Origin of the sequence: Streptomyces zagrosensis (assembly GCF_014203645.1) — a bacterium.
Classification (GTDB): domain Bacteria; phylum Actinomycetota; class Actinomycetes; order Streptomycetales; family Streptomycetaceae; genus Streptomyces; species Streptomyces zagrosensis.
On the sequence record NZ_JACHJL010000001.1, the window covers coordinates 26122 to 48095 of the forward strand.

Genomic DNA, 21974 nt, shown 5'->3' on the forward strand with positions numbered 1-21974 from the left:
ATTTCACATCTGGCCAGGTCACCGGTTAAGCTTCTTCTCGTTCACGACACGGAAGTGAGCCCCACCCAATGGGTTCACCTCCGTAACGGAACAGCGGGGCTATAGCTCAGTTGGTAGAGCGCCTGCATGGCATGCAGGAGGTCAGGAGTTCAATTCTCCTTAGCTCCACGAAAGCGAAGGGCGATCTGTATCCGCGGAAAGCGCGGACGCAGGTCGCTTTCGTTGTTTTTGCTCGGCGTCGCCTCGCGTTGTGGGGGCTTTGGTTGCCCCGTCTGGTGTTGCCTCATGTCGGGGGAGTCCTGGCGCTTGGGGCCTCAGATAGCGGGGCGATCCGGGGTGCCTAAAGAGCGCCGTCATTGGGGCGAAGGGCGGAGATGGGGCGGACGTGCTTCGGGCAGCCCACCAGGGGGTCCTCCACGGTGCGCAGCCGGGTGACGCGGTCGCGGCTCTCCTCGTCGTTGGGCGTGTAGACGACCACCCGAGTCTCAGGTGCACTGCCCACGGTCAGCGATGTGGACGTCAGCCGTATCTCTCCCACCGAAGCGTGGGAGATGAGCTTGACGCGGTGACCAGGCGGAGCAACATCGCAGTGCTCCCACAACCGGGCGAACCACTCACTCGCCGCCGACAGCCGGCTCAGGAACGACTCCCACGCAGGTTCACCGACATGCCGCCCGTACGCCGCACGCAACGTGGCCACCAACTTCGGTATCTCCTCTTCGCGGTTGAGGACCGGACAGCAGCACTTTGGCCGGGTGAACAACTGCCAAAGCGCGTTTCGCTCAGGCCCCGGCGCAGTGCGGGCCATGGGAAACAGCTGCTGGTAGGCGGTGTTGGCGGCCAAGATGTCGTACCGGGCGTTGTAGATGACGGCGGGCAGCGGGTCCAGGGCCTCGATGACGCCGAGCAGGTCCTGGCTCACCGACTGCGTGTCGCCGTTCCGGTTGGGCACGTACGGCACCTCGGCGAGGTGATACAGGTGCTCGCGCTCGGCGGGATCGAGCTGGAGCGTACGCGCCACCGCGTCCAGCACCTGCGCGCTGGCGTTAATTGGACGCCCCTGTTCAAGCCACGTGTACCACGTGATGCCAACACCGGAGAGCTGGGCGACCTCCTCCCGCCGCAGTCCAGGCGTGCGACGCCGGAAGCCGGGTGGAATGCCGGCCGCGGCAGGCGAGACCCTGGCCCGGCGGCTACGGAGAAACACGGTGAGTTCGGGGCGCTTACGCGACCCGCCCGCCCCTGCTGCCGATGGTCGCTCGGCCGCTACCGTCGCCTCAGTCATCGAGCCGTACCCCCTCACGATCAACCCACCGCTCCATCTTCGCTGTAGCCGCCGACCGGAAACAGGTGCTGTCAGTACCAGCATCGACGGGCTCTCGTTACCGGTACCAAGTCGCCGTCAGGCTCAGCGTCATGTCCTCCACGCTTCCTTCTCGACCTACTCTCCGTAGTAAAGACCACGGCACTGACAATGGCCCCGACGCCGCCCATCCGGGTGGCCCCGATGGGCCGGAGGTTGCCGGTCCACGGGCCGGATGGTTGTTGGCCATCGTGTTGACCGGTCAATTCATGGCACTGCTCGACGTGTTCATCGTCAATGTCGCGGCTCCCACCTTGCGCAGCGACCTGAATGCGTCCGGCGCCGAGCTGCAACTGATCATCGCGGGCTACACCATCGCGTACGCCGTACTGCTGATCACCGGCGCACGGTTGGGCGCCCGGCTCGGCCACCGCACGTGCTACCTGGCGGGACTCGCGGTCTTCACCGCTGCCTCGCTGGCGTGCGGACTGGCCGCGGACACGACCCAGTTGATCGCCTTCCGATTTACGCAAGGTGCAGGTGCCGCGCTCATGCTGCCGCAGGTGCTCAGCCTGATCCAGCAGACGTTCACCGGCACGTCCCGGGCCCGCGCGCTCGGCGCGTACGCCGCTGTCTTGGCCTCCGGCGCGGCAGCAGGGCAGATCGCGGGCGGCGTGCTGGTCAGCGCCGACCTGTTCGGCACCGGCTGGCGTCCGGCCTTCTTGGTGAATGTGCCGATCGGCCTGCTGCTGCTCGTGCTGGGGCCACGCCTGATGCCGCGTGATGCGTCCCGCGCCATCGGTTCCACTAACCGTGTCCCCCGCCCACTCGATCTGCCGGGCCTCGTACTCCTCGCAGGTGCCGTCACGCTGTTCACGGTGCCGCTGGTGCTCGGTCAGGAACAGGGCTGGCCGCTGTGGGGCTGGCTCGCACTGGCTGCCAGCGTGCTGTTGGCCGGCCTGTTCGCCGCGTACGAGACGCGGCTCGCGCGGCGTGGTGGCGCGCCGCTGATCGCTCCGCATGTGGTCCGCGCGCCCGGCGTGTCAGTGGCGGTGGTCCGCATCGTGCTGGCCATGGCGGTGAACGCCGGGTTCCTCTTCGCCCTCACCCTGTATGTGCAGGGAACGCTTGGCTACAGCGCGCTGCGCGCCGGGCTGACCTTCGTACCCACTGCCGCCGCGTTCGGCATCGTTGGGCTCAATTGGCGGCGACTGCCTTCCCGCTGGCAGCCCATGCTCGTGCCCGGCGGCTTCCTGCTGGCGGCGCTGTCCTTCGCGGGCGTCGGCCTGGCACTGCGCGACGGTGGCGCGGCCGGACCCGGCTTCTACGTGGCGCTGCTGGGCGTGGGGCTTGGCCTTGGACTCGCTTACAGTCCCGTGCTCACGCGCACGTTGGCCGGGGTACGTCCGCAAGACGCCGCAGACGCCAGCGGAGTGCTGGTCACCTCGATCCAACTCGGCATGCTGATCGGAGTGGCCGCCTACGGTGCCGTCTACCTCCACCGCGCGGAGGGCGCGGGGGCACACCCGGCAGCCGACGCGCTGTGGCTGACGACGCTGGCACTGGCAGGTGCGGCGCTGTGCGGCGCCGCCACGAGCGCGCTACGACCGCGACGCTGACCCGCGCGCCGTCCCATGACAGAATCGGACCGCCGCGAGGGGACGGCGCCGATGGGAGGGGGCGGTGCGATGCCGACCAGCATCCTGGAGGAGGTCAACGACCTGCTGGAGATCGCCGAAGCACAGGGATATGACTGGCTGCCGGAGTACGCGTTGCGCTTCACCTGCCCAGTCGGCTCCTGGGACGCGATTCCCGCGAGAACGCGGGCGACGAAAAGGAACGTCACGGTGTTGCAGTGCCCGGCCTGCGGCTCGGCGCACGTGGCGCAAGTGCTGGGTGACAACGGCGGGATCTCCTACGTGTGCACGTCCTGCGGCCATAGCTGGAGCTGATTGATGGGTGCGCACAGCAGGAAATGCGACTGGTGTGGCAGTGGGACGCCGATCGTCCGCGACATGGAGCCGCTCAACGCGGACTATCAGTATTGGTGCGTCGAGTGCGCACGGGCGCTGATCATAAAGGGCGATCCCATCGAGACCTACCGCGAACTCGAAGGCGAGCCGATCTACGGACGGCTGCTGGACGAGCACTGCACCCTGAAGCGGTTCTACTCGTTCGCTACGGCATGAGTGCCGGCACGGCGACGCCCATGCGCACGGCACGAAGGCGGCATACGTGCAGCCACAGGCGCTATGCGCCGCGCAAGTCCGCCCTGCATGAGGCACGTATGGCGGCGGACGGCACCTAGCCGCACCCGCGATCCGCGCACGTCGCCACCTACCGCCACGGGGCGTCCGCTGGTACTGGACCGTGCGTCCAAGGGGCGCCAGGGAACCCCGCTTCCCACTCCGTAGATGCATGGACCAGCACGCACAACCGATTTGGCAGAAGCCCAGCCAGTCCGTGTAATGTAGGCGATGCCGCCGAGGGAAACCACGACGGGGAACAATCTGGGGCTATAGCTCAGTTGGTAGAGCGCCTGCATGGCATGCAGGAGGTCAGGAGTTCAATTCTCCTTAGCTCCACAAAAGCGAAGGGCGACCTGTGTCCGCGGAAAGCGCGGACCGGGTCGCTTTCGTCGTTTGCGCTCGGCTCCGCCTCGCTGTGCGGGGGCTTCGCCACCCGCGGCCCCCTTTTGGGTGCTTTGGGGTGGGGCCGGGTGTGTGGGTGGGGCTTGTGTCCGCGGGAAGCGCGGACGGGGTCGCTTTCGTCGTTTTTGCTCGGTGTTGCCTCGCTGTGTGGGGGCTTTGCCACCCGCGGCCCCCTTTGGGTGGGGCTGGGGTGTGTTCGTGGGGCGCCTTCGGCTGGGCCCGGCCTCGGGGCGGGGCCGGGCCCGTGGGCGGGGTGCTGGGTGGGTGGGGCGAGCTGGCGCCTTGGGGCGCGTCCGGGCTGCGCACGATGCGGGGCCTTGGGCCACTGCGATAACCTGTCCCCATGCGTGCCGTACGCCTTCTGCTTAGCGAGCCGCGCTGATCAGTACCGACCGATGTGAAATCCGGTCGGCATCGGCGCGGCGTCCCCTCCTGTGCGAGGGGATTTTTCGTTTCCGTACGTACCCGCTGGCAGAGACGATCGATGGAGCTAGAAGACGATGAGCGAGACCCACACCGCTGCCGAGGTGGCCGCACCGCACCGATACACGGCCGCGCTGGCCGCTGACATCGAGGCACGCTGGCAGGACTTCTGGGACGAGCACGGTACGTACGAGGCGCCCAACCCCACCGGAGACCTGACCGAGGGCGAGGGCGGCGCCGGGCTGGCGCAGCGGCCCAAGAAGTTCGTCATGGACATGTTCCCGTACCCGTCCGGGGCGGGGCTGCACGTCGGCCATCCGCTGGGCTTCATCGCCACCGACGTCTACGCCCGATTCCACCGTATGACCGGCCACAATGTGCTGCACACGCTGGGCTTCGACGCGTTCGGGCTGCCCGCCGAGCAGTACGCGGTGCAGACGGGCACGCACCCCCGGGCCTCCACCGAGGCCAATATCGCGAACATGCGGCGCCAATTGCGTCGGCTGGGCCTGGGCCACGACAAGCGCCGGTCGGTCGAGACGATCGACCCGGCGTACTACAAGTGGACCCAGTGGATCTTCGTCCAGATCTTCAACTCCTGGTACGACCCGGAGGCCCGCAAGGCTCGCCCGATCGACACGCTGGTTGCGCAGTTCGAGGCGGGGGAGCGTGCCACTCCCGACGGGCGCCCCTGGAACGCTCTGAGTGCCGTCGAGCGCGCGGGCGTGCTGGGTGAGTACCGTCTAGCGTACGCATCGGACGCGCCGGTCAACTGGTGTCCGGGCCTGGGCACGGTGTTGGCCAATGAGGAGGTCACCGCCGAGGGGCGCTCGGAGCGCGGCAACTACCCGGTCTTCAAGGCCAAGCTGCGGCAGTGGAACATGCGCATCACCACCTACGCGGACCGGCTGATCGAGGACCTGGACGGCCTGGACTGGCCCGAGGCCATCAAGTTGCAGCAGCGCAACTGGATCGGCCGCAGTGAGGGCGCCCGGGTTGACTTTCCCGTAGCGGCTGACGGCGACGCAAAGATCACGGTCTTCACCACGCGGCAGGACACGCTGTTCGGCGCGACGTACATGGTGCTGGCTCCGGAACACGAGCTAGTAGAGCGGATCGTTCCGGCAGCCTGGCCCGAGGGCACGCACGACGTGTGGACCGGCGGTTACGCGACGCCAACCGAGGCCGTCGCCGCGTACCGTAAGCAGGCTGCCGCGAAGTCCGACGTGGAGCGGCAGGCCGAGGCCAAGGACAAGACCGGCGTGTTCACCGGCGCGTACGCCACCAACCCGGTCAGCGGCGAGCAGGTCCCCGTCTTTATCGCCGACTACGTCCTGATGGGCTACGGCACCGGCGCGATCATGGCTGTGCCGGCGCACGACAGCCGTGACTTTGCCTTCGCGCGCGCCTTCGAGCTGCCGATGCGCTGCGTCGTCGAGCCGAGCGACGGCCGCAGCAGTGACCCCAGCACCTGGGATGATTCCTTCGACTCGTATGAAGCGAAGATCATCAACTCGTCGGGTGCCGGTGTCGCGCTGGACGGGCTGGTCGTGACGGACGCCAAGGCGAAGATCACCGAGTGGCTGGCGAAGCGCGGGATCGGGGAGGGGACGGTCAACTTCCGGTTGCGTGACTGGCTGTTCAGCCGCCAGCGTTACTGGGGCGAGCCGTTCCCGATCGTCTACGACGAGGACGGCGTGGCCCACGCGCTGCCCGAGTCGATGCTGCCGCTGGAGCTGCCCGAGGTCGAGGACTACTCCCCGCGCACCTTCGACCCGGACGACGCCGACACCTCGCCGGAGACCCCGCTGTCCCGCAACGAGGACTGGGTCAACGTCAAGTTGGACCTGGGCGATGGCCCGAAGCAGTACCGGCGCGAGACCAACACCATGCCCAACTGGGCTGGTTCGTGCTGGTACGAGCTGCGCTACCTGGACCCGCACAACAGCGACCGGCTGGTTGACCCAGCTGTCGAGCAGTATTGGATGGGCCCGCGCGAGGGCCAGCCGTCCGGCGGCGTGGACCTGTACGTCGGCGGCCAAGAGCACGCCGTGCTGCACCTGCTGTACGCGCGGTTCTGGTCCAAGGTGCTGCACGACCTGGGGCATATCGCCTCTTCGGAGCCGTTCCACAAGCTGTTCAACCAGGGCATGATTCAGGCGTACGTCTACCGCGACAGCCGGCGCATCGCGGTGCCGGCCACCGAGGTGGAGGAGCGCGACGGCGCCTACTACTACCAGGGCCAGCAGGTCAGCCGAGTGCTGGGCAAGATGGGCAAATCGCTGAAGAACGCGGTCACGCCGGACGAGATCTGCGCCGAGTACGGGGCCGACACGCTGCGCCTGTACGAGATGGCCATGGGCCCGCTGGATGTGTCCCGGCCGTGGGACACGCGGGCGGTGATCGGTCAGTACCGGTTGCTGCAACGGCTGTGGCGCAACGTCGTGAGTGAGACGACGGGTGAGGTCTCGGTCGTGGACGCGGAGCCGGACGAGGCGACCCTGCGGGCGTTGCACAAGGCCATCGACGGCCTCTCGCAGGACCTGGCCCACATGCGATTCAACACCGCCGTCGCCAAGTTGACCGAGCTGAACAACCACCTCACCAAGGTGCGCGAGGTACCACGTACGGTGGCCGAATCGCTGGTGCTGCTGACCGCGCCGCTGGCCCCGCACATCGCTGAGGAACTGTGGCGCATGTTGGGCCATGAGACCTCGGTCGTGCACGCGCCGTTCCCCGTCGCGGACCCGGCGTATGTCCAGGACGAGGCCGTGACCTGTGTCGTCCAGCTCAAGGGCAAGGTCAAGGCGCGACTGGAGGTGCCTCCGACGATCTCGGACGAGGAGCTGGAGCGGTTGGCGCTGGCCGACCCCGCGGTGGTCGCCGCGCTGGGTGACGCGGGCATCCGCAAGGTGATCGTGCGGGCGCCGAAGCTGGTGAACATCGTCCCGGCGTGAGTCAGGGCCCACGCGGCTGCGAATTCAGCGGGCGCAGCGGGCTGGGCGCATCCTGGTCGCAGCAGGGGTAGCAGGCGTATCAGGGATGGCACTTAGGGGCGGGTTACGGGTTCCGAGGGAACCCGTAACCCGCCCGATCCGTTTACGGTGGGAAGCGACGGCTGTCGTCGGGCCCCGCCCTACGGGGTTCGGGTGGCGCCGTGGCGTCGTGCCGTGTGTTGTTGGACCTCCGAGACCCGCGGGAGCGCGATGGAAGCCGTAGTGGGAATCCTGGCCCTGGTGTTCCTGCTCTGTGTCGTCATCGGCGTCTACGCGACCGTGAAGGTGGCGAAGGCGGCGAAGCGGCGCGTTGACCGCACGGTCACCCAGGCGCGGCGCACGGTCGAGGACACCAGGCTCCGGGCCAAGCAGTACACACAGCCCGGCGCGGCCGGGGAGATCGCCGAGTTGCGGATCTCGCTGCGTACGTCGATGCGGGCAACCCGGCAGGCGCTGGACGCCGCCGCGGTTGAGGACTCCTCGCTCTCGGAATCGCTGTCCCTGTTCGAACGGCTCAGCACGCATGGCCATGAGGTGGATGACGACCTACGACGGCTTGAGTCGGAGCCCGACCGTAGCCGGATAGCCGCTCGCCTTCCAGAGCTGCGCAAGCGTACGGAACGGGTGACGCACTCGGCCGACTCGCTGCGCTGGGCGATCCAGGACCGGGCCGGCCACTTCGCCGAGGGTGACCTCGCCGACCTCGGCGACCAGATCCAACTGGAGGCCGCCGCGCTGCGGCACTGGCGCGCGGAGCGCGCGGCGAAGGGGGCCGGCCCGCTGACGGACGACGACTGGGGCGCGGATATATCCGGCGGCCCTGCGGGTGCGTCTGGTGCCGGGCGCGAGTCCCGTGCCGGGGGTGCGTCTGGTTTTGTTGGTACGCCTGGTGGGGGCTCCGCTGCGGGCCGTGCTTCGGGCCCCACACCGCGTCCTACCTCGCAGTCTGCTTCCGCTTCGGGCTCTGCTGCCGAGCGTGCGGCGAGCGGCGCGAGGCCGCCGGGCGGTGCCGCGGCGGCCGAAACGGACGCGACAGGGACCGCGGTGTCTGGCCAGGGCGATGCGGCCACCACTGCGGGAACGGGATCGAAGCCGACACCGGAGGCGGAACCGGATTCTTCCGGGCCGCCTTCCCTGACGGCCGGCGATCCGCGGCTACGGAAAACTTATTCGTGGCAGCGCGCTGCTCGCCCCGAGAACACCACGTGAGCAATGGGCCTGCCATCGGCGCTGTCGGCGTGGCCTATCAGTCGCGTGAGGGGCGGGCCGTGACCGGCATCGATCACCCCCAGCTATCGGTGCTGGGCGTCCACCGATAGCCTGCCAGTCATGTCCCGCCATGTCGCTATCGTCACCGATTCCACGGCCTACTTGCCACAGCAGGCGATGGAGCGGCATCACATCACGGCGGTTCCCTTGACCGTCGTGCTCGGTGACAAGACGCTGGAAGAGGGCACCGAAATCTCCGCCCGCTCCGTCGCCCAGGCGCTGCAAAAGCGCACTCCGGTCACGACGTCCCGGCCAAGCCCCGCGGTGTTCGCCGCCGCGTACCAAAGGGCCGCCGACGCAGGCGCCCGGGGCATCATCTCGCTCCATTTGTCGGCTGAGATCTCGGGTACGTATGACGCGGCCGTGCTCGCCGCACAGGAGGCGCCCGTTCCGGTGCGCGTCATCGATACCGGCATGGTGGCCATGGCACTCGGTTTCTGCGCGCTGGCGGCTGCGGAGGCAGTGGAGTCGGGCGGCACGATGGATGAGGCGGTCGCCGCGGCCGAAAAGCGCGCGGTGGGAACATCCGCCTACTTCTACGTCGATACCCTCGACTACCTGCGTCGAGGCGGCCGTATCGGCGCAGCGCAAGCCCTGCTGGGATCGGCGCTGGCGGTCAAGCCGCTACTGCAACTCGACGACGGCCGCATTGAATTGCGGGAGAAGGTACGTACGGCATCCAAGGCCATCGCCCGCCTTGAGGACATCGTCGTGGAGCGGTCGGGAGTGCAGGAAGTGGACATCGCTGTGCACCATCTGGCGGCGGGCGAACGGGCTGCGCAGCTCGCGGACCGGCTACGGGCGCGAGTTCCCGGCCTCGCTGAACTGCATGTCAGCGAGGTGGGCGCGGTGATCGGTGCGCATACGGGGCCCGGGCTCCTTGGCGCGGTGGTCTCGCCGCGCTGAGGAGCGAACGGCGAGGACGAGGGGACGGACGCTGTAGTTCAGGCTCCTGGCCGTGGGTGGATGTGCACGGCAGTGTGCTCGTGTGGGTGACGAGATTTTCCACGACTTCCGGGTTATCCACGGAAACTGAGGCGTCTCGGCGGGATCGCTGACGGATCTCTATCGTCGATCGACATGAGCGATCGATCACAGACAGTGAGCACGGGCCGCGTTGTGGGACCACTCGGCGCACCGAGTACGTACGACGACGCAGCCCCGGAACGGCGCCTCGGCCTTGGGCCACGTGGGCCCGGCCGCACCACGGAAGTCGGCCGCGGCGATGGTGGCGATCGCGGTGACCGTAGTAGGCGAGGGCTGCGGAAGCCGCGAGTGGGAGTGGGGCGTGCGCGGGCGACAGGGCTGTTGCCATCGGTTGCGCAGTTGATGAGGGTGCGCGATGTGGGCCAGCCGCCCGATGCGCAGCCATCACAGGTGCAGCCGGTTGCAAGGCAGCCTGGGTCGAAGGGGCCGGCCAAGGCCAGGGGGCCGGTTAAGGCGGGGCCGCCGGTAGTCGCCGATTCACAGTGGCCTCCAGTCGGCGTATCGGCCGGTGTGGACCCGCCTGGCGTCGGCGAACCGGCTCCCTCCCCTGACGAAGGCAGCGGCGGGCCAATCGGTGGGAGCGGTGGAGTCGTACTGGAGCCACGACCTGATGCTGTGCGTCCGGGGGAGGACGGGGCTACTGGCTATCCGGGGGCCCCGCCCCCGGGATGGCGGCTAGCCCTGGTGGAGCGGTTGCCCTTATGGCTGCAACCGCGGTGCGGTATCCAGCCGAAGGCTTTGGGGGTCATCGTTCTGGTTCTGGTGGTGGCGGTGATCTTTGCCGTGTACCACTTTTGGACTGGCCGTCCACACACGGTGAGTCCTCCGGCCCAACAGCCGCGCACGGGTGCGGTATCCGACGCGGTGGACCCAGCCGCGCGACGGCCAAGTCCCAGCGCGGGCGCGGCTCCGGCGATGGGTGCAGGGGCCGGCCGGGTCGTCGTGGTGGACGTGACGGGCAAGGTACGCGAGCCGGGCGTGCGACGGCTGCCTGCGGGTGCCAGGGTGGCCGACGCCCTCAAGGCGGCGGGCGGGGTGGAACCGGGCGCGCGGACCAGCGAGTTGAACCGCGCCCGGGTGCTCACTGATGGCGAGCACATCGTGGTCGGCGCGCCGCCGGGCGCCGCCGGAGCTGCGGCGGGCAGCGCCCCGAACAACGGTGGCGCTGCCTCCTTCGGCGCCAGCGGACCGGGCACGCCGACAGGCGCTGGTGCAGGGTCAGCGGCCGGAAGCGCTGCCGCTCCGGGGCCCGCCATCAGCCTGAGCTCCGCTACGGTCGAGCAACTCGACACCCTCCCTGGTGTCGGCCCCGTCCTCGCCCGCCACATCCTGGACTACCGCACCCAGCACGGCGGCTTTCGCTCCGTCGAGGAGTTGCGCGAGGTCAACGGCATCGGCGACAAGAGGTTCGCCGATCTACGCCCCCTCGTTCAGCCATGACGCGTCACCCGCCTCGGGAACGGGGCCGACCGCTGCCCCGAAGAGGACCGACTCGCACGCCTGCGCCGGCTGACGGCACGGCCTCAACGAACCGCACAAGCCCTACGAGCCAAACGATCACCGCAGGCACCGCAGGCACCGCAGGCACCGCAGGCACCGCAGGCACCGCAGGCACCGCAGGCACCGCAGGCACCGCAGGCACCGCAGGCACCGCGGTGGTGGTAGGTGGGGCTGCCGCCGGGGCGGTTGTTGTGCACGCTGCGGACGGCCGGGCCAGTCGTGGGAGCGCAGTCGGCACGATGGGTCAAGAGGGCGCTTCCGACTTGCGGTTGATCCCGCCTGCTCTCGCGGCATGGGCGGCGGCGGCCCTGGCGCTGGGCGCGCCACCCACGCTGATCGCGGTGTGCTGCGCGGTGGGCGTCGCTGGGGCGGTGGGCCTGCTGTGGACGGCATGGCGCAGTGGCAGGCGGCATGGCCAGGCGAGCGGGGCGGCGGCCGGGCGCCGGGGAGTGGGTCGGGGCGCGACGGCGGTTGCGACCACGCTGCTCTGTGCCGTCACGACGGCAGCCGTGGCGGGTCTGCATGCGGCCGATACCTATCGAGGGCCCGTGCCCGAGCTGGCTCGGCACCGTGCCGAAGCGGTGCTCGATCTCACGGTCACGGGCGATCCACGCCCGATCAAGCCACGGGTACAGGGTCCCGCGCCCACACCACCAGCCATCGCCATCGATGCCGTGGCGACCCGAGTCAGCGCGCGCAGCACTGCCTCGGGTCCCGCGGTGGGTGGCTTGGGGCTCAGGGTGCAGCGCACCCGCGCGCCGGTGCTGCTGATCGTGCAGGTCCGAGACAGCGCGCGCGGCACTGAGCCGCTCACGGCGCGGGGCCAGGACCAGGCGAGGGGTGACGGCGGCGCACGGTTTGACCATGACGCGCTGCCCGCGAAGCGTGCTGATCTGCCGGGTGCGCAGTGGCACGACCTCCTGCCATCCACGCGCCTGCGGGTGCGAGCGCGGGTGGTGCCGCCGACGAGGAACGGGGACCGGATCGCTGCCGTGCTACGAGTCGAGGGCGAGGCGCCGCCCGAGGTCATCGCCGGGCCGACCGACCTCCAGCGCACGGCAGGGCGGCTACGGGCCGGGCTGCGTACCGCATCCCAGGGGCTGAGCGCGGATGCCAAGGCGCTGCTGCCCGGCCTGGTGGTAGGCGACACCTCGCGGGTGCCGCCCGACCTCGACGAGGCGTTTCGGGCCACCGATATGACGCACCTGCTGGCTGTATCGGGTAGCAACCTCTCGATCGTGCTGGCGTTGCTGATCGGGCCGCCGCATCTGGCGATCAGGGCAGAGCGGCGCGGGTTGGCAGCGAGGCTGGGTGCGCCGTTGCGGTTGACCGCCTTGCTCGGGGGTGTGCTGACGCTGGGATTTGTGGTGGTGTGTCGGCCCGAGCCGAGCGTGTTACGGGCCGCCGCCTGCGGGCTGATCACCTTGATCGCCATCGGTACGGGGCGCCGGCGTACGCTGCTGCCTGCGCTTGCCACCGCCGTACTGGCGTTGTTGTTGTACGACCCGTGGTTGGCCCGCAGTTATGGCTTTCTGCTCTCCGTTTTGGCCACCGGTGCGCTGCTGACCATCGCCCCGCGGTGGAGCGCCGCGTTGCGGGCTCGCGGCGTACCGGGTCGGCTGGCCGAGGTGTTGGCCGCGGCTGCTTCGGCTCAGGCGGTGTGTGCTCCTGTGGTCGTGGTGCTGGCCGCGCGGGTGAGCTTGGTGGCGATTCCTTGCAATCTGCTGGCCGAGTTGGCCGTGGCGCCCGCGACCGTCCTGGGATTCGCTGCCCTCGTCGTGGCGCCGGCCGCGCCGCCGGTGGCCGTGTGTCTGGCCTGGTGCGCAGGGTGGCCGGTGGAGTGGCTGGCCTCGGTGGCCCGAACGGGGGCCGGGTTGCCGGGCGCGGGAGTGGACTGGCCAGGCGGCTGGGCCGGTGGGCTGCTGTTGGCCGGGCTCACGGTCGTCGGCGTACTGCTGGCCCGCCGTGCCCCACGTCACCCCTGGCTGTGTGTGGTCTGTGTGCTGCTGTTGCTCCTTGCGATCGTCCGCCCAGCACCGCTGGTACGGGTGATCACGGGGTGGCCGCCGCCTGGGTGGCGGTTGGTGGCATGCGATGTGGGGCAGGGCGACGCGTTGGTGCTCGCCGCTGGCGATGGAACGGCGGTGGTGGTGGATGCGGGCCCCGACCCGGGAGCGGTGGACCGATGTTTACGGGATCTGGAAGTGGTGCGAATTCCACTGTTGGTGTTGACCCACTTCCATGCCGACCATGTGGCGGGGTTGCCTGGTGTGCTGCGGGGACGTGCCGTGGGTGTGATCGAGACGACGAGCCGCGCGGAGCCGCCGGGGCAGGCCGAGTTCGTCCGCAGGGTGGCGTCCAAGGCGGGCGTGGACCAGGTCGAGGCGTCGCCGGGGGAGCGGCGGCGCACCGGTGAGCTGTCCTGGGAGGTGCTGTGGCCCCCGCGGTCGTCGAGCGTACATGGGCTGCCGACTGGAGCGCCCCCGGCCACAGACGGCAGGGAAGGGCCACAGGGCGCCACGGGGCCCGGCGCCGATCCGGTCCCCGCGGATGGCGGCCTGGGTGTCACCGGAGCGGGGGCCGTCACGGGGGCCAACGACGCCAGCGTCACGCTGCTCGTCCGCACGGCTGGGTTGAGCATGCTGTTCCTGGGGGACCTGGAACCGCCGGCACAGAGCGCACTGTTGGCGGCCTACCCCGGCCTTGGGCCTGTCGATGTGCTCAAGGTTGCGCACCACGGGTCGGCGCACCAGGAGCACAGGTTGTTGCGCCAACTCCGCCCCCGACTGGCGTTGATCTCCTGCGGTAGGGACAACCCGTACGGCCATCCGGCACCGCGCACCCTCGCGGCGTTGCGCGAGTACGGGGCCCGGGTCCTGCGCACCGACACTGACGGGGCGGTGGCCATCACCGGGTCAGGTGGCGCGCCTCGGGCGTCGATCAAAGGGCGCAGGCGCGGGAGTAGAAGCTCTTGGCCTCCGAGCACGGGAGGTGCTTGTGCGTGCCCATCTGGGTCTGTGCCGTGTCGCTGTTCATGAAGGTCAGGAACTTGGCGGTCAGGGAGCCGTCCTTGGGTTCTCCGTAGGTGTACAGACGCTCGGTTGCCCAGAAGGGGTAGCTCTGGGGCTTGTCCAGTGTGAGCACTGGCGCTTCTCCGTCCAGCCGGACGGAGACGACGTTGCGGCTGGTGCCAGCGGAGTACGTTTCGGCGTAGCCGATGGCGCCCGGCACCTTGCCGACGGTCTCCAGGGCGGACTCGGTGTCTGCGGCTTCACAGTGCTGAGGATGGGTGGAGGGCTGGTTGGCCCTGGTGGTGCAGTCGGAGAGGCCAGCGAGCTTGCCGCTCCGCATGCCCTTCAGCACTTCCTTTTCGAAGGTGATCCGGGTCCCCGACTGGGAGTCGCGGGTGACCAGGCTGATCGGCAGGTTGCTGCCGCCTACCTGCGTCCAGTTGGTGTACTTGCCGCTGTATATGTTGCGCAGTTGGTCCGTGGTGAGGTTGTCCACGCCGTTCTCGTGGTTGGCCGTCACGCTCAGCGGGATAACGCTCACCGGGGGGTGCTCCGTCAACTCCTCGTACAACTTGATGCCCGGTGCCCGGACGTCCGACATGGCAATGAAGGCGGGCACGGGGTCGGGCGTTTCCTGGCCGGCTCGGCTCAGGTTTTTCAGGCCATTCAGGCTTCCGTTGTCGCGTACCTCGATGTCGGCGCCCGGACACTGCTTCTGGTAGTCCTTGGCGATTGCGCGCATCGGCGGGGCGAAGGCGGTCGAGCCGTCGATGGTCAACTCACCGGAGGCGCACACGGGGTCGTTGGCTCCCTCGTTGGAGTTGCTGAGCAAGAGACCACCGAGCAGCCCCATCAAAATGATGAAGACCCCGCCCAGGACGAGGCTCGACTTGCGCGGGCCGCGGCGCGCCGCGTTGAGTCTGATGGAGCCGCCGCTGAGAAAGCCGTCCATGGTCACCTGGTTGCCGTTGCCGGTCAGCAGGACGAGCAGCTTGAAGTGGTCCCTGCGGTTGAGCGGCACTCTGGGGAGCACCAACCGGCCGCCTTCCGGGCGGAGGCCACCGTTGCGCGTGAGTATGGTGCGCAAGGCCGAGCTGGTCTCCGTCACCTCCACCCCAACGATCGTGCGGCCGGGGAACTCGACGGTGAGCGGTTCCTGGTAATCGTGCCGCACGATGTCCTTGCTGCCGTCGTTCTCGACACGCAGCAACGCCAGGGTCGCGTCCGTGACCTCTTGATCGCTCCACAACACCCGGAGTTGCACGATGTCATGGGCCGCTCGTGGGTTCATGCCGATCGCGGTGTCCAACTGCACCCGGTAGCCAATGCGTTTACGCCCCGGAAGGAAACGCTCCACCGCCCAGACCACGCCCGTTGCCACCAGGCCGAGGGCCGTCAGGATCGTCCCGGTGTCAGGCAGTTCCACAGCAACCTCGCACACATGGTCGTACATGGACGCGAGAAATGTACGAAGGACGTACCCACTCCGCTCCCGCTTGAGTGGGATATCGCCAGAGATTCATCCGTTGTCCTCCCAAGAGTGCCCGGCTGGTATGCGCCCGTCCCCTTGCAAAGAAGACCTGGTAAAGAAACCTTTCTAAAGCTATCTTTAGAAGATGTCGGAGAATCGAGAGGAAGCAGGCCGGGAAGCAGTTCCGCCGGTTGCCTCGCCAGCGTCGGACGAACCGGCTCGCGGAATGCGGCTGACCGACCCGCGCGCACTGCGCGCCTACGCCCACCCCACCCGAATGCGGCTGGTCGGTCTGCTCCGTACGCAGGGCCCCTGTACCGCGACTCGGGCGGCCGACCTGACCGGGGAGTCGGTCGCCAGTTGCTCGTACCATCTGCGGATGCTTGCCAAGTACGGCCTGGTCGAAGTGGCCGCGGGCGGTCAGGGCAGGGAGAAACCGTGGCGGGCCACCGCGCGCTTTACGGAATGGCCCTCCTACTCCACGGAACCGGTCATGGCCGAGGCGACGGACGCCTTGGAACACGCCCTTGCCCAGCGGTACTTCGAGCAGCTCAGCGCCGCAGTCGAGGCGCGCCGTACGCTACCGCGCGCATGGCAGGAGGCCGAGCGGGTCAGCGACAACGTGCTGTACCTGACCGCGGAGGAACTCTCCGTCATCCAGCAGCAGATCGGCGCATTGCTCCGCCCTTACGAGGAGCGCACTGCGCGGCCCGGGGCCCGGCCGGAGGGGGCCAGGCTCGTGCAAATCATCCAGGCGGGCTTCCCGCTGCCGCAGGGGCCGGGCACGGAAAGAGGCCCCATGGAGGAGGACTCCCCGATCGCGGACGCCGACCCGGTGGCTGGCGACGTGCCAACGCCGGCAGATGCTCCCCGAACGACTGGCATCGCTGGAACGGGCGACGCTCCGAAGGCGGAGGGCATGTGAGTGCCAAGATCGCCCTTCCGAGAGCTGTCCCGGAGCTACTGCGGCAAGGGCCGTTCCGGCGGTATTGGACCGGACAGAGCGTCTCTCTGATCGGCGATCAGATCTCAATGCTGGCACTGCCACTCGCGGCCGTGATCATTTTGCACGCCGACGCCGCGGAGATGGGCTGGCTCGCCACCGCGCAACTGTTGCCTGCTCTGCTGTTCTCGCTCGCGGCCGGCGCCTGGGTCGATCGGCGCGCCCAGCGCCGACGCCTCATGATCGTCTCGGACTTGGCGCGCGCTGTGCTCATAGCGTCACTGCCCATCGCGTACGCCTTCGATCTGCTGAGCCTCGTTCAGCTCTACGTCACGGCCTTCGCCGTCGGCTCGCTGACCGTGCTGTTCGATGTCTGCAATGCCACCTTGTTCGTCTCGCTGGTCCCCAGCACGCGTTACGTCGAGGCCAACGCGCTGATCAACGGCAGTCGTTCGCTGTCGTATGTGGCGGGCCCGAGCGTGGGCGGGTTCCTGGTTCAACTGCTGGCCGCTCCGCTCGCGCTGGTCGCGGACGCGTTGACTTACCTCATCTCCGCGCGTTGCCTCACCCGCATCGACCCCGCCGAACCCCCGCCCTCAACACCGGCCAAGGGGCACTTCAGCGCCGGGTTACGTTGGGTCGTCGGCTCGCCGGTCATGCGCGCCACCTTCGCGGCTTCGGCCACCATCCAGTTCTTCAACTTCATGTTCCACACCCTCTTCGTCCTGTATGTCACCACGGAACTCGGACTGAGCGCGGGCGTGCTCGGCGCCATCTTGGGCGTCGGCGCGGTCGGCGGGCTCGTCGGCGCGGCCACCGCGGGCCGGGTCATCCGGCGACTGGGCATCGGCCGCGCCGCCATCCTCGGGCTCGCACTCTTCTCCATGCCGCTGCTTCTGGTGCCGCTCGCAGATGGGCCTACGCCGCTGGTTCTGACCCTGTTGTTCCTCGCGGAACTCGGCTGCTGCGTGGGTGCCATGTTCGCGGACATAGCCATGAATTCGCTGCATGCCGCGCTGATACCGAATGCCCTACGCGCCAGGGTGACCGGTGCCTACCGCATGCTGACTCACGGCGTTCGCCCACTGGGCGCCCTCACCGCTGGAGCGCTCGGATCGACCATCGGGCTGCGTCCCACACTGTGGATCGGGACCGCGGGCGCCGTGCTGAGCCTGCTGTGGGTGCTGCCGTCGCCGGTCCCACACATACGCGACCTGCCCACGCCCGAGCCCAATCCCGAGGCTGGCCCCGAGCTAGGCCGCGACCTCGATGGTGAGGGCGCGGGTGTGCCCAGCCATGGTGAATCCGCTCATGGTGAGCCCGGCCTGGATATCGTCGCCGACTTCGGGCCCAGCGGCTTGGCCGTGCCCGTGCCCGTGCCCGTGCCGGTGGGGGAGGCGGCCAGGCCGACCGAGCCCGCCGAGCTGACTGGGCGTACTGAACCGCTGGAGGCGGTTGAGCAGGGTGGAAGGAGTAAGGCTGTGAGTGAGGCGGCCGGGCCATGCACCGAGGCCAGCGAGACGCCGGGCTAAACGTTGTACGGGGGCGGGTGGGGTGGGGGAGGGAGGGGGCGGGGAAGAGCCTCAGGCGAGGCTGCCCTTCGCCACCGTTCCCACCAGCTACCCCCAACTCCCAACGCCCAACTCCTGCTCCCTACTCCGCCTCGTGCCAGCCTTCGTATTCGGCGGCGAATGCGTCTAGCGCTGCCGTCTCAAGGAGTGCTGCCGGGTCCTCGATCACCACCAGCCACTGAGCGTCCTCGGCGTCGTCTTCGCCGGCCAGCGCCTCTCGTACCACCCGCGGCTCCTCAGCCAGACCGAAGCGGTGCACAACAGCCTGGGCCGCGTCCTCGGCGGCATCGCGGTCGGGGAGCACCAGCAAGTGTCGGGTGACGGGTTCGTGTTCTTCGTCGGCAAGGGGGCGTGCGCTACTCACGAGCCCATTGTGCGGGACCGTGGACGAGGGCTTGGAGCCGGCTGGTGACGCGGCCCGCGACCGGACCGGCGCGCGGGGTAAGGCGTTCACGCGCCGCTGTGCCCCACGGGCCCTGTGCTGTGGTGACCTCGTACGCGGTGGGGGCGCGGCTGAATGTTGGGTGCGGGGGCTGACCGCCCGGCTGCCCGGCTTGTCAGTGGTGCGTGGGATGCTGGTCCGCGATGGCCAAGAAGACGACGACCGATAATCCGCTGGCTCCCGTGACGCTCGCCGTGGGCCAGGAGGACCTGCTGCTCGACCGCGCCGTGCAGCAGGTAGTGGCGGCAGCCCGCGCCGCCGACCCCGACACGGATGTGCGCGACCTCACATCCGACGCGTTGCAGCCAGGCACCCTCGCCGAGTTGACGAGCCCGTCGCTGTTCGCCGAGCGCAAGGTCGTGGTGGTCCGCTCCGCGCAGGACCTCTCGGCCGACACCATCAAGGACGTGAAGGGGTATCTCACGGCTCCGGCCGAGGAGATCACGCTGGTGTTGCTGCACGCGGGGGCAACCAAGGGTAAGGGGCTGCTTGATGCGGCCCGTAAGGCGGGGGCTCGTGAGATCGCCTGCCCGAAGATGACCAAACCGGCCGATCGGCTCGCTTTCGTTCGGTCGGAGTTCCGTGCCATCGGCCGCTCTGCCACGCCCGAGGCGTGTCAGGCGCTGGTCGATACCCTCGGCAGCGACCTGCGGGAACTGGCTAGCGCCTGCACGCAACTCGCAGCCGACATCGAGGGCACCATCGACGAGGCGATCGTCGGCCGCTACTACACGGGCCGGGCCGAGGCGTCGAGCTTCACCGTTGCCGACCGCGCCGTCGAGGGACGTGCTGCGGAGGCTCTGGAGGCGCTGCGTTGGGCCATCAGCACCGGAGTTGCGCCCGTGTTGATCACCAGTGCGCTGGCGCAGGGGGTGCGCTCCATCGGCAAGGTGGCCTCGGCGCCGCGCGGCGCGCGTTCCGGCGATCTGGCCCGCGATCTGGGCATGCCCTCGTGGAAGATCGACCGGGTGCGGCAGCAGATCCGTGGCTGGTCGGCGGATGGGGTGGCGACGGCCCTGTGTGCAGTGGCCGACGCCGATGCGGGCGTGAAGGGCGGCGGAGACGACCCGGAGTACGCACTGGAAAAGGCCGTAGTAGCCGTGGCCCGAGCCGCGCGTTCAGGCCGCGGCTAACCTCCGCTCGCCACCCGGTCCCGCGCCACCCGGTCCTACGCCGCCAGGCCCCACGCCGCCCGGCCCCGCGCCGCCTCCGGAAGCTGTTTCGGCTCCCAGCCGCGGCCCACCGCAGGGCTCGAACACGCCCCGGGCACGGCGACCGTCGTTACCTCTGTAGCCGCTCCATCGTCACCTTGGCGCTCTGCGACAGCATCTTGCCCACCTTCTCGCTGTTCGGCGGGGTCGAGTTGGAGCTGCCGGACACGTAGTTGGACCAGGACGTCTGGTACGTCATCCAGCCGTCGCGGACCGCGAGGATGACGTAGCTGCCTTCGTCGTCGCCGTCCTTTTCCTCCTGCGTCACCAGATACGCCTCGTCACCGAGGTCCGGGACCGGCTTGACCTTGTAGGTGTACGTGGAGCCCTTTTGATTCTCGTAGGCGCGGTACCTGGCCTCGAATTCCGGCTCCGGGTCTGTCTTGTGGTGGAGGTGGGCTGAGGTGGCGACCCAGGTCGAGGAGTAGTCGGAGGAGGAAGAGGACTCGCTCGCCTTCAGGTCCGTGTTGCAGTCCATGGAGTCCAGGGCCTCGTGCTCGGTGCCGCTCGCGCGTGGGTTCTTGTCCCCCGAGGTGGACTCGTCTTTCTTGAACCCGGCCTCCTCAAACGGGGCGTAGTCGGTGGAGCCGCACAGATTGCCGGTGTACTGATAGCCCGCGAGGTCGGCCTTCGCCTCGTCGTCGCCGAAGCCGCCCGTGGCGAGGAGACCACCCGCCCACAAGGCCGAGGCCACGACCGCGCCACCGGCTGCCCACAGCAGGCCGCGCCCCTTCGTGCTGCCGGAGGGCGCGCTAGGGGTCGGTACGCCTGGGCCATAGCCAGCCGGAACCTGGCCGGGGTAGGGGGCGGGAGGCTGCGGCTGCCCCATGGGGTGTCCCGCCTGCCCAGGGACCTGACCCGGTGGCTGCGTGGGCACACCGCCGGGCATCGTCGGGTGCGCTGCCGCTCCCACGGGGCCCGGCTGGGGGCCGGCCGGGGTGGGCGGATAAGCGTAGGGATTGGGAGCCTGGCGCGGGTCTTGCTGGCCTGGCTGCTGCTGCCCACCTGGAGGCTGCGGTGGGACGTCTCCGTACGGATTCGACTGCGACTGCGCGTACGGGTTGGGCTGATCCCCCGGTATCGACATGGCGGGCACATTACCCGACACGCCGTGCAGGGCCGCTACCATCCCGGGGTTACCTCCCCCTCGCACCATCCCGTACAGCGCACGCGTCGGGCCCGACAGCGCGGCTCTCGAAGCGGGGTCGGCCAGGGCCAGGCTCGGCCCGGCAGGGCCGGGGGCACAAGAGGCCCGTGGCCGGCACAGGAGTCGCGTAACCCAAAGGCCCACGCCAGTGCAAGGCCCGCAGCCACCACAAGGCCCGCGCCGGTAGCAAGAGAGCCGGCAGCCGGCACAAGAGTTGCGCAACCCAAGGGGCCCACGCCGTAGCCCGAAGCCCACGTCAGCACAGAGCCCACCCGCAGCCCACCCGCCATGGTGGTACGCACGAAGGCCCCGCGCCGTCCGGGGGAATCGGACAGGCGCGGGGCCTTCGGCGAAGAATCCGCGAGCTAAGCACATCGCACGCGCGTGGCGAACAGGCCGCGTGCGGTGTGATGTCGTCGTACCTGGCCTGCGGAGGCGGTGCTCCGGGCCTGGCTGGACGACTGTCGGACGGCGCGGTAGAGAGGGTCCGCGGGGTCCGTACCGGACTGGAAAACGAAGCTCGGTCATGCGCCGTGCGGTGCCGGAAAGCCCGCGAGTGAGGTGATCACTGCGCGGTCGTCACACACGGTTCGCGGCCGGCCAAGGTCGGCCGTGGCCGCTGGTGAGGCGGTGGATCAGGCGCTCAGGGCGGAAACCTGGGCGGCCAGCGCCGACTTCTTGTTGGCGGCGGCGTTCTTGTGGATGACGCCCTTGCTGGCGGCCTTGTCGAGCTTCTTGCCCGCCTCACGGAAGGCGACGGTGGCCTTCTCCAGGTCACCGGTGGCCACGGCCTCACGGGACTTGCGAATGGCGGTGCGGAGCGAGGACTTGACGGCCTTGTTGCGCTGGCGCGCCTTCTCGTTCGTCTTGTTGCGCTTGATCTGGGACTTAATGTTCGCCACGAAGGAGCCTTTGCAGGTTCGTCGGATTTCTCGGTTGTCCTCGGACTCTCTCCGAGGGCGCCTCGTACACAGAGCGTGCATACAGGGGGTGCATACAGAGAGTGCACGAGGCACAGTCGTCCAGGCTACCAGCAGCCGCTGGGGCCT

The 21974-nt window shown here is 69.0% G+C and carries 16 protein-coding genes and 2 tRNA genes; 13 read left to right on the forward strand and 5 right to left on the reverse strand.

The features are described 5' to 3' along the window. Positions 1–95 precede the first annotated feature (95 nt). Positions 96–168, forward strand: a tRNA-Ala gene (locus tag FHS42_RS00105). Positions 169–340: 172 nt separating this feature from the next. Here FHS42_RS00105 and FHS42_RS00110 read toward each other — a convergent pair. Then, entirely contained in the window at positions 341–1285 is a 945-nt protein-coding gene (locus FHS42_RS00110) for a helix-turn-helix transcriptional regulator (protein WP_184568412.1), read from the reverse strand. Between the two features lie 131 nt (positions 1286–1416). Between FHS42_RS00110 and FHS42_RS00115 the strand changes: the two genes are divergently transcribed. From FHS42_RS00115 to FHS42_RS00155, 9 genes are all read left to right on the forward strand, one after another. Further along, positions 1417–2922, forward strand: a complete 1506-nt coding sequence (locus FHS42_RS00115; RefSeq protein WP_184568413.1) for an MFS transporter — start codon at positions 1417–1419, stop codon at positions 2920–2922. A 69-nt stretch (positions 2923–2991) separates the two neighbouring features. Beyond that, complete coding sequence (locus FHS42_RS00120) at positions 2992–3255, forward strand: hypothetical protein (protein WP_184569096.1); 264 nt, start codon at positions 2992–2994, stop codon at positions 3253–3255. Positions 3256–3258: 3 nt separating this feature from the next. Then, positions 3259–3492 carry a hypothetical protein gene (locus FHS42_RS00125; protein ID WP_176161576.1) on the forward strand — a complete coding sequence of 78 codons (234 nt, stop codon included), beginning with the start codon at positions 3259–3261 and terminating at the stop codon, positions 3490–3492. Between the two features lie 323 nt (positions 3493–3815). After that, positions 3816–3888: transfer RNA gene (locus tag FHS42_RS00130), tRNA-Ala, on the forward strand. A gap of 566 nt (positions 3889–4454) precedes the next feature. Beyond that, complete coding sequence (gene leuS / locus FHS42_RS00135; RefSeq protein ID WP_184568414.1) at positions 4455–7334, forward strand: leucine--tRNA ligase; 2880 nt, start codon at positions 4455–4457, stop codon at positions 7332–7334. A gap of 249 nt (positions 7335–7583) precedes the next feature. Continuing rightward, entirely contained in the window at positions 7584–8582 is a 999-nt protein-coding gene (locus tag FHS42_RS38920) for a hypothetical protein (RefSeq protein ID WP_184568415.1), read from the forward strand. Between the two features lie 120 nt (positions 8583–8702). Next, positions 8703–9548 (forward strand): DegV family protein, encoded by an 846-nt coding sequence (locus FHS42_RS00145; protein WP_184568416.1) that lies wholly within the window; start codon positions 8703–8705, stop codon positions 9546–9548. Between the two features lie 996 nt (positions 9549–10544). Continuing rightward, positions 10545–11069 carry a ComEA family DNA-binding protein gene (locus FHS42_RS38440; protein ID WP_312866641.1) on the forward strand — a complete coding sequence of 175 codons (525 nt, stop codon included), beginning with the start codon at positions 10545–10547 and terminating at the stop codon, positions 11067–11069. 299 nt (positions 11070–11368) lie between these two features. Continuing rightward, the gene (locus FHS42_RS00155) at positions 11369–14167 is read left to right on the forward strand and encodes a ComEC/Rec2 family competence protein (RefSeq protein WP_184568417.1); all 2799 of its coding nucleotides are present in this window, start codon (positions 11369–11371) and stop codon (positions 14165–14167) included. Here FHS42_RS00155 and FHS42_RS00160 read toward each other — a convergent pair. Then, positions 14070–15593 (reverse strand): substrate-binding domain-containing protein, encoded by a 1524-nt coding sequence (locus FHS42_RS00160; protein WP_184568418.1) that lies wholly within the window; start codon positions 15591–15593, stop codon positions 14070–14072. The two genes, FHS42_RS00155 and FHS42_RS00160, sit on opposite strands and share 98 nt — an antisense overlap. A 163-nt stretch (positions 15594–15756) precedes the next feature. On the opposite strand from FHS42_RS00160, the gene FHS42_RS00165 reads away from it, so the two are divergent. Then, a complete protein-coding gene (locus FHS42_RS00165) occupies positions 15757–16536 on the forward strand; it encodes a helix-turn-helix domain-containing protein (RefSeq protein WP_184568419.1) in 780 nt (259 codons plus the stop codon). Further along, positions 16533–18086 (forward strand): MFS transporter, encoded by a 1554-nt coding sequence (locus FHS42_RS00170; protein ID WP_184568420.1) that lies wholly within the window; start codon positions 16533–16535, stop codon positions 18084–18086. The genes FHS42_RS00165 and FHS42_RS00170 overlap by 4 nt, the downstream gene beginning before the upstream one ends. Positions 18087–18207: 121 nt before the next feature. Here the strand turns inward: FHS42_RS00170 and FHS42_RS00175 are convergent, their stop codons facing one another. After that, positions 18208–18489 (reverse strand): hypothetical protein, encoded by a 282-nt coding sequence (locus tag FHS42_RS00175; RefSeq protein ID WP_184568421.1) that lies wholly within the window; start codon positions 18487–18489, stop codon positions 18208–18210. Positions 18490–18710: 221 nt separating this feature from the next. Between FHS42_RS00175 and holA the strand changes: the two genes are divergently transcribed. Continuing rightward, entirely contained in the window at positions 18711–19700 is a 990-nt protein-coding gene (gene holA / locus FHS42_RS00180; protein WP_184568422.1) for a DNA polymerase III subunit delta, read from the forward strand. Between the two features lie 148 nt (positions 19701–19848). Here the strand turns inward: holA and FHS42_RS36445 are convergent, their stop codons facing one another. Together FHS42_RS36445 and rpsT are read right to left on the reverse strand one after the other, a co-directional pair. Next, positions 19849–20865, reverse strand: coding sequence for a hypothetical protein (locus FHS42_RS36445; RefSeq protein ID WP_246494079.1), 1017 nt, complete (start codon positions 20863–20865; stop codon positions 19849–19851). 695 nt (positions 20866–21560) lie between these two features. Further along, positions 21561–21827, reverse strand: coding sequence for a 30S ribosomal protein S20 (gene rpsT, locus FHS42_RS00190; protein WP_184568423.1), 267 nt, complete (start codon positions 21825–21827; stop codon positions 21561–21563). Between the last annotated feature and the right edge of the window lie 147 nt (positions 21828–21974).

Bases quoted from the DNA above. Each gene is read 5' to 3' on its own strand.
- FHS42_RS00145 (WP_184568416.1), top strand. From the start codon at position 8,703: ATGTCCCGCCATGTCGCTATCGTCACCGATTCCACGGCCTACTTGCCA.
- FHS42_RS00160 (WP_184568418.1), bottom strand. From the start codon at position 15,593: ATGTACGACCATGTGTGCGAGGTTGCTGTGGAACTGCCTGACACCGGG.
- FHS42_RS00115 (WP_184568413.1), top strand. From the start codon at position 1,417: ATGTCCTCCACGCTTCCTTCTCGACCTACTCTCCGTAGTAAAGACCAC.
- leuS (WP_184568414.1), top strand. From the start codon at position 4,455: ATGAGCGAGACCCACACCGCTGCCGAGGTGGCCGCACCGCACCGATAC.
- holA (WP_184568422.1), top strand. From the start codon at position 18,711: ATGGCCAAGAAGACGACGACCGATAATCCGCTGGCTCCCGTGACGCTC.
- FHS42_RS00120 (WP_184569096.1), top strand. From the start codon at position 2,992: ATGCCGACCAGCATCCTGGAGGAGGTCAACGACCTGCTGGAGATCGCC.
- FHS42_RS00125 (WP_176161576.1), top strand. From the start codon at position 3,259: ATGGGTGCGCACAGCAGGAAATGCGACTGGTGTGGCAGTGGGACGCCG.
- FHS42_RS00155 (WP_184568417.1), top strand. From the start codon at position 11,369: ATGGGTCAAGAGGGCGCTTCCGACTTGCGGTTGATCCCGCCTGCTCTC.
- FHS42_RS38920 (WP_184568415.1), top strand. From the start codon at position 7,584: ATGGAAGCCGTAGTGGGAATCCTGGCCCTGGTGTTCCTGCTCTGTGTC.
- FHS42_RS38440 (WP_312866641.1), top strand. From the start codon at position 10,545: ATGGGTGCAGGGGCCGGCCGGGTCGTCGTGGTGGACGTGACGGGCAAG.
- FHS42_RS00110 (WP_184568412.1), bottom strand. From the start codon at position 1,285: ATGACTGAGGCGACGGTAGCGGCCGAGCGACCATCGGCAGCAGGGGCG.
- FHS42_RS36445 (WP_246494079.1), bottom strand. From the start codon at position 20,865: ATGTCGATACCGGGGGATCAGCCCAACCCGTACGCGCAGTCGCAGTCG.
- FHS42_RS00165 (WP_184568419.1), top strand. From the start codon at position 15,757: ATGTCGGAGAATCGAGAGGAAGCAGGCCGGGAAGCAGTTCCGCCGGTT.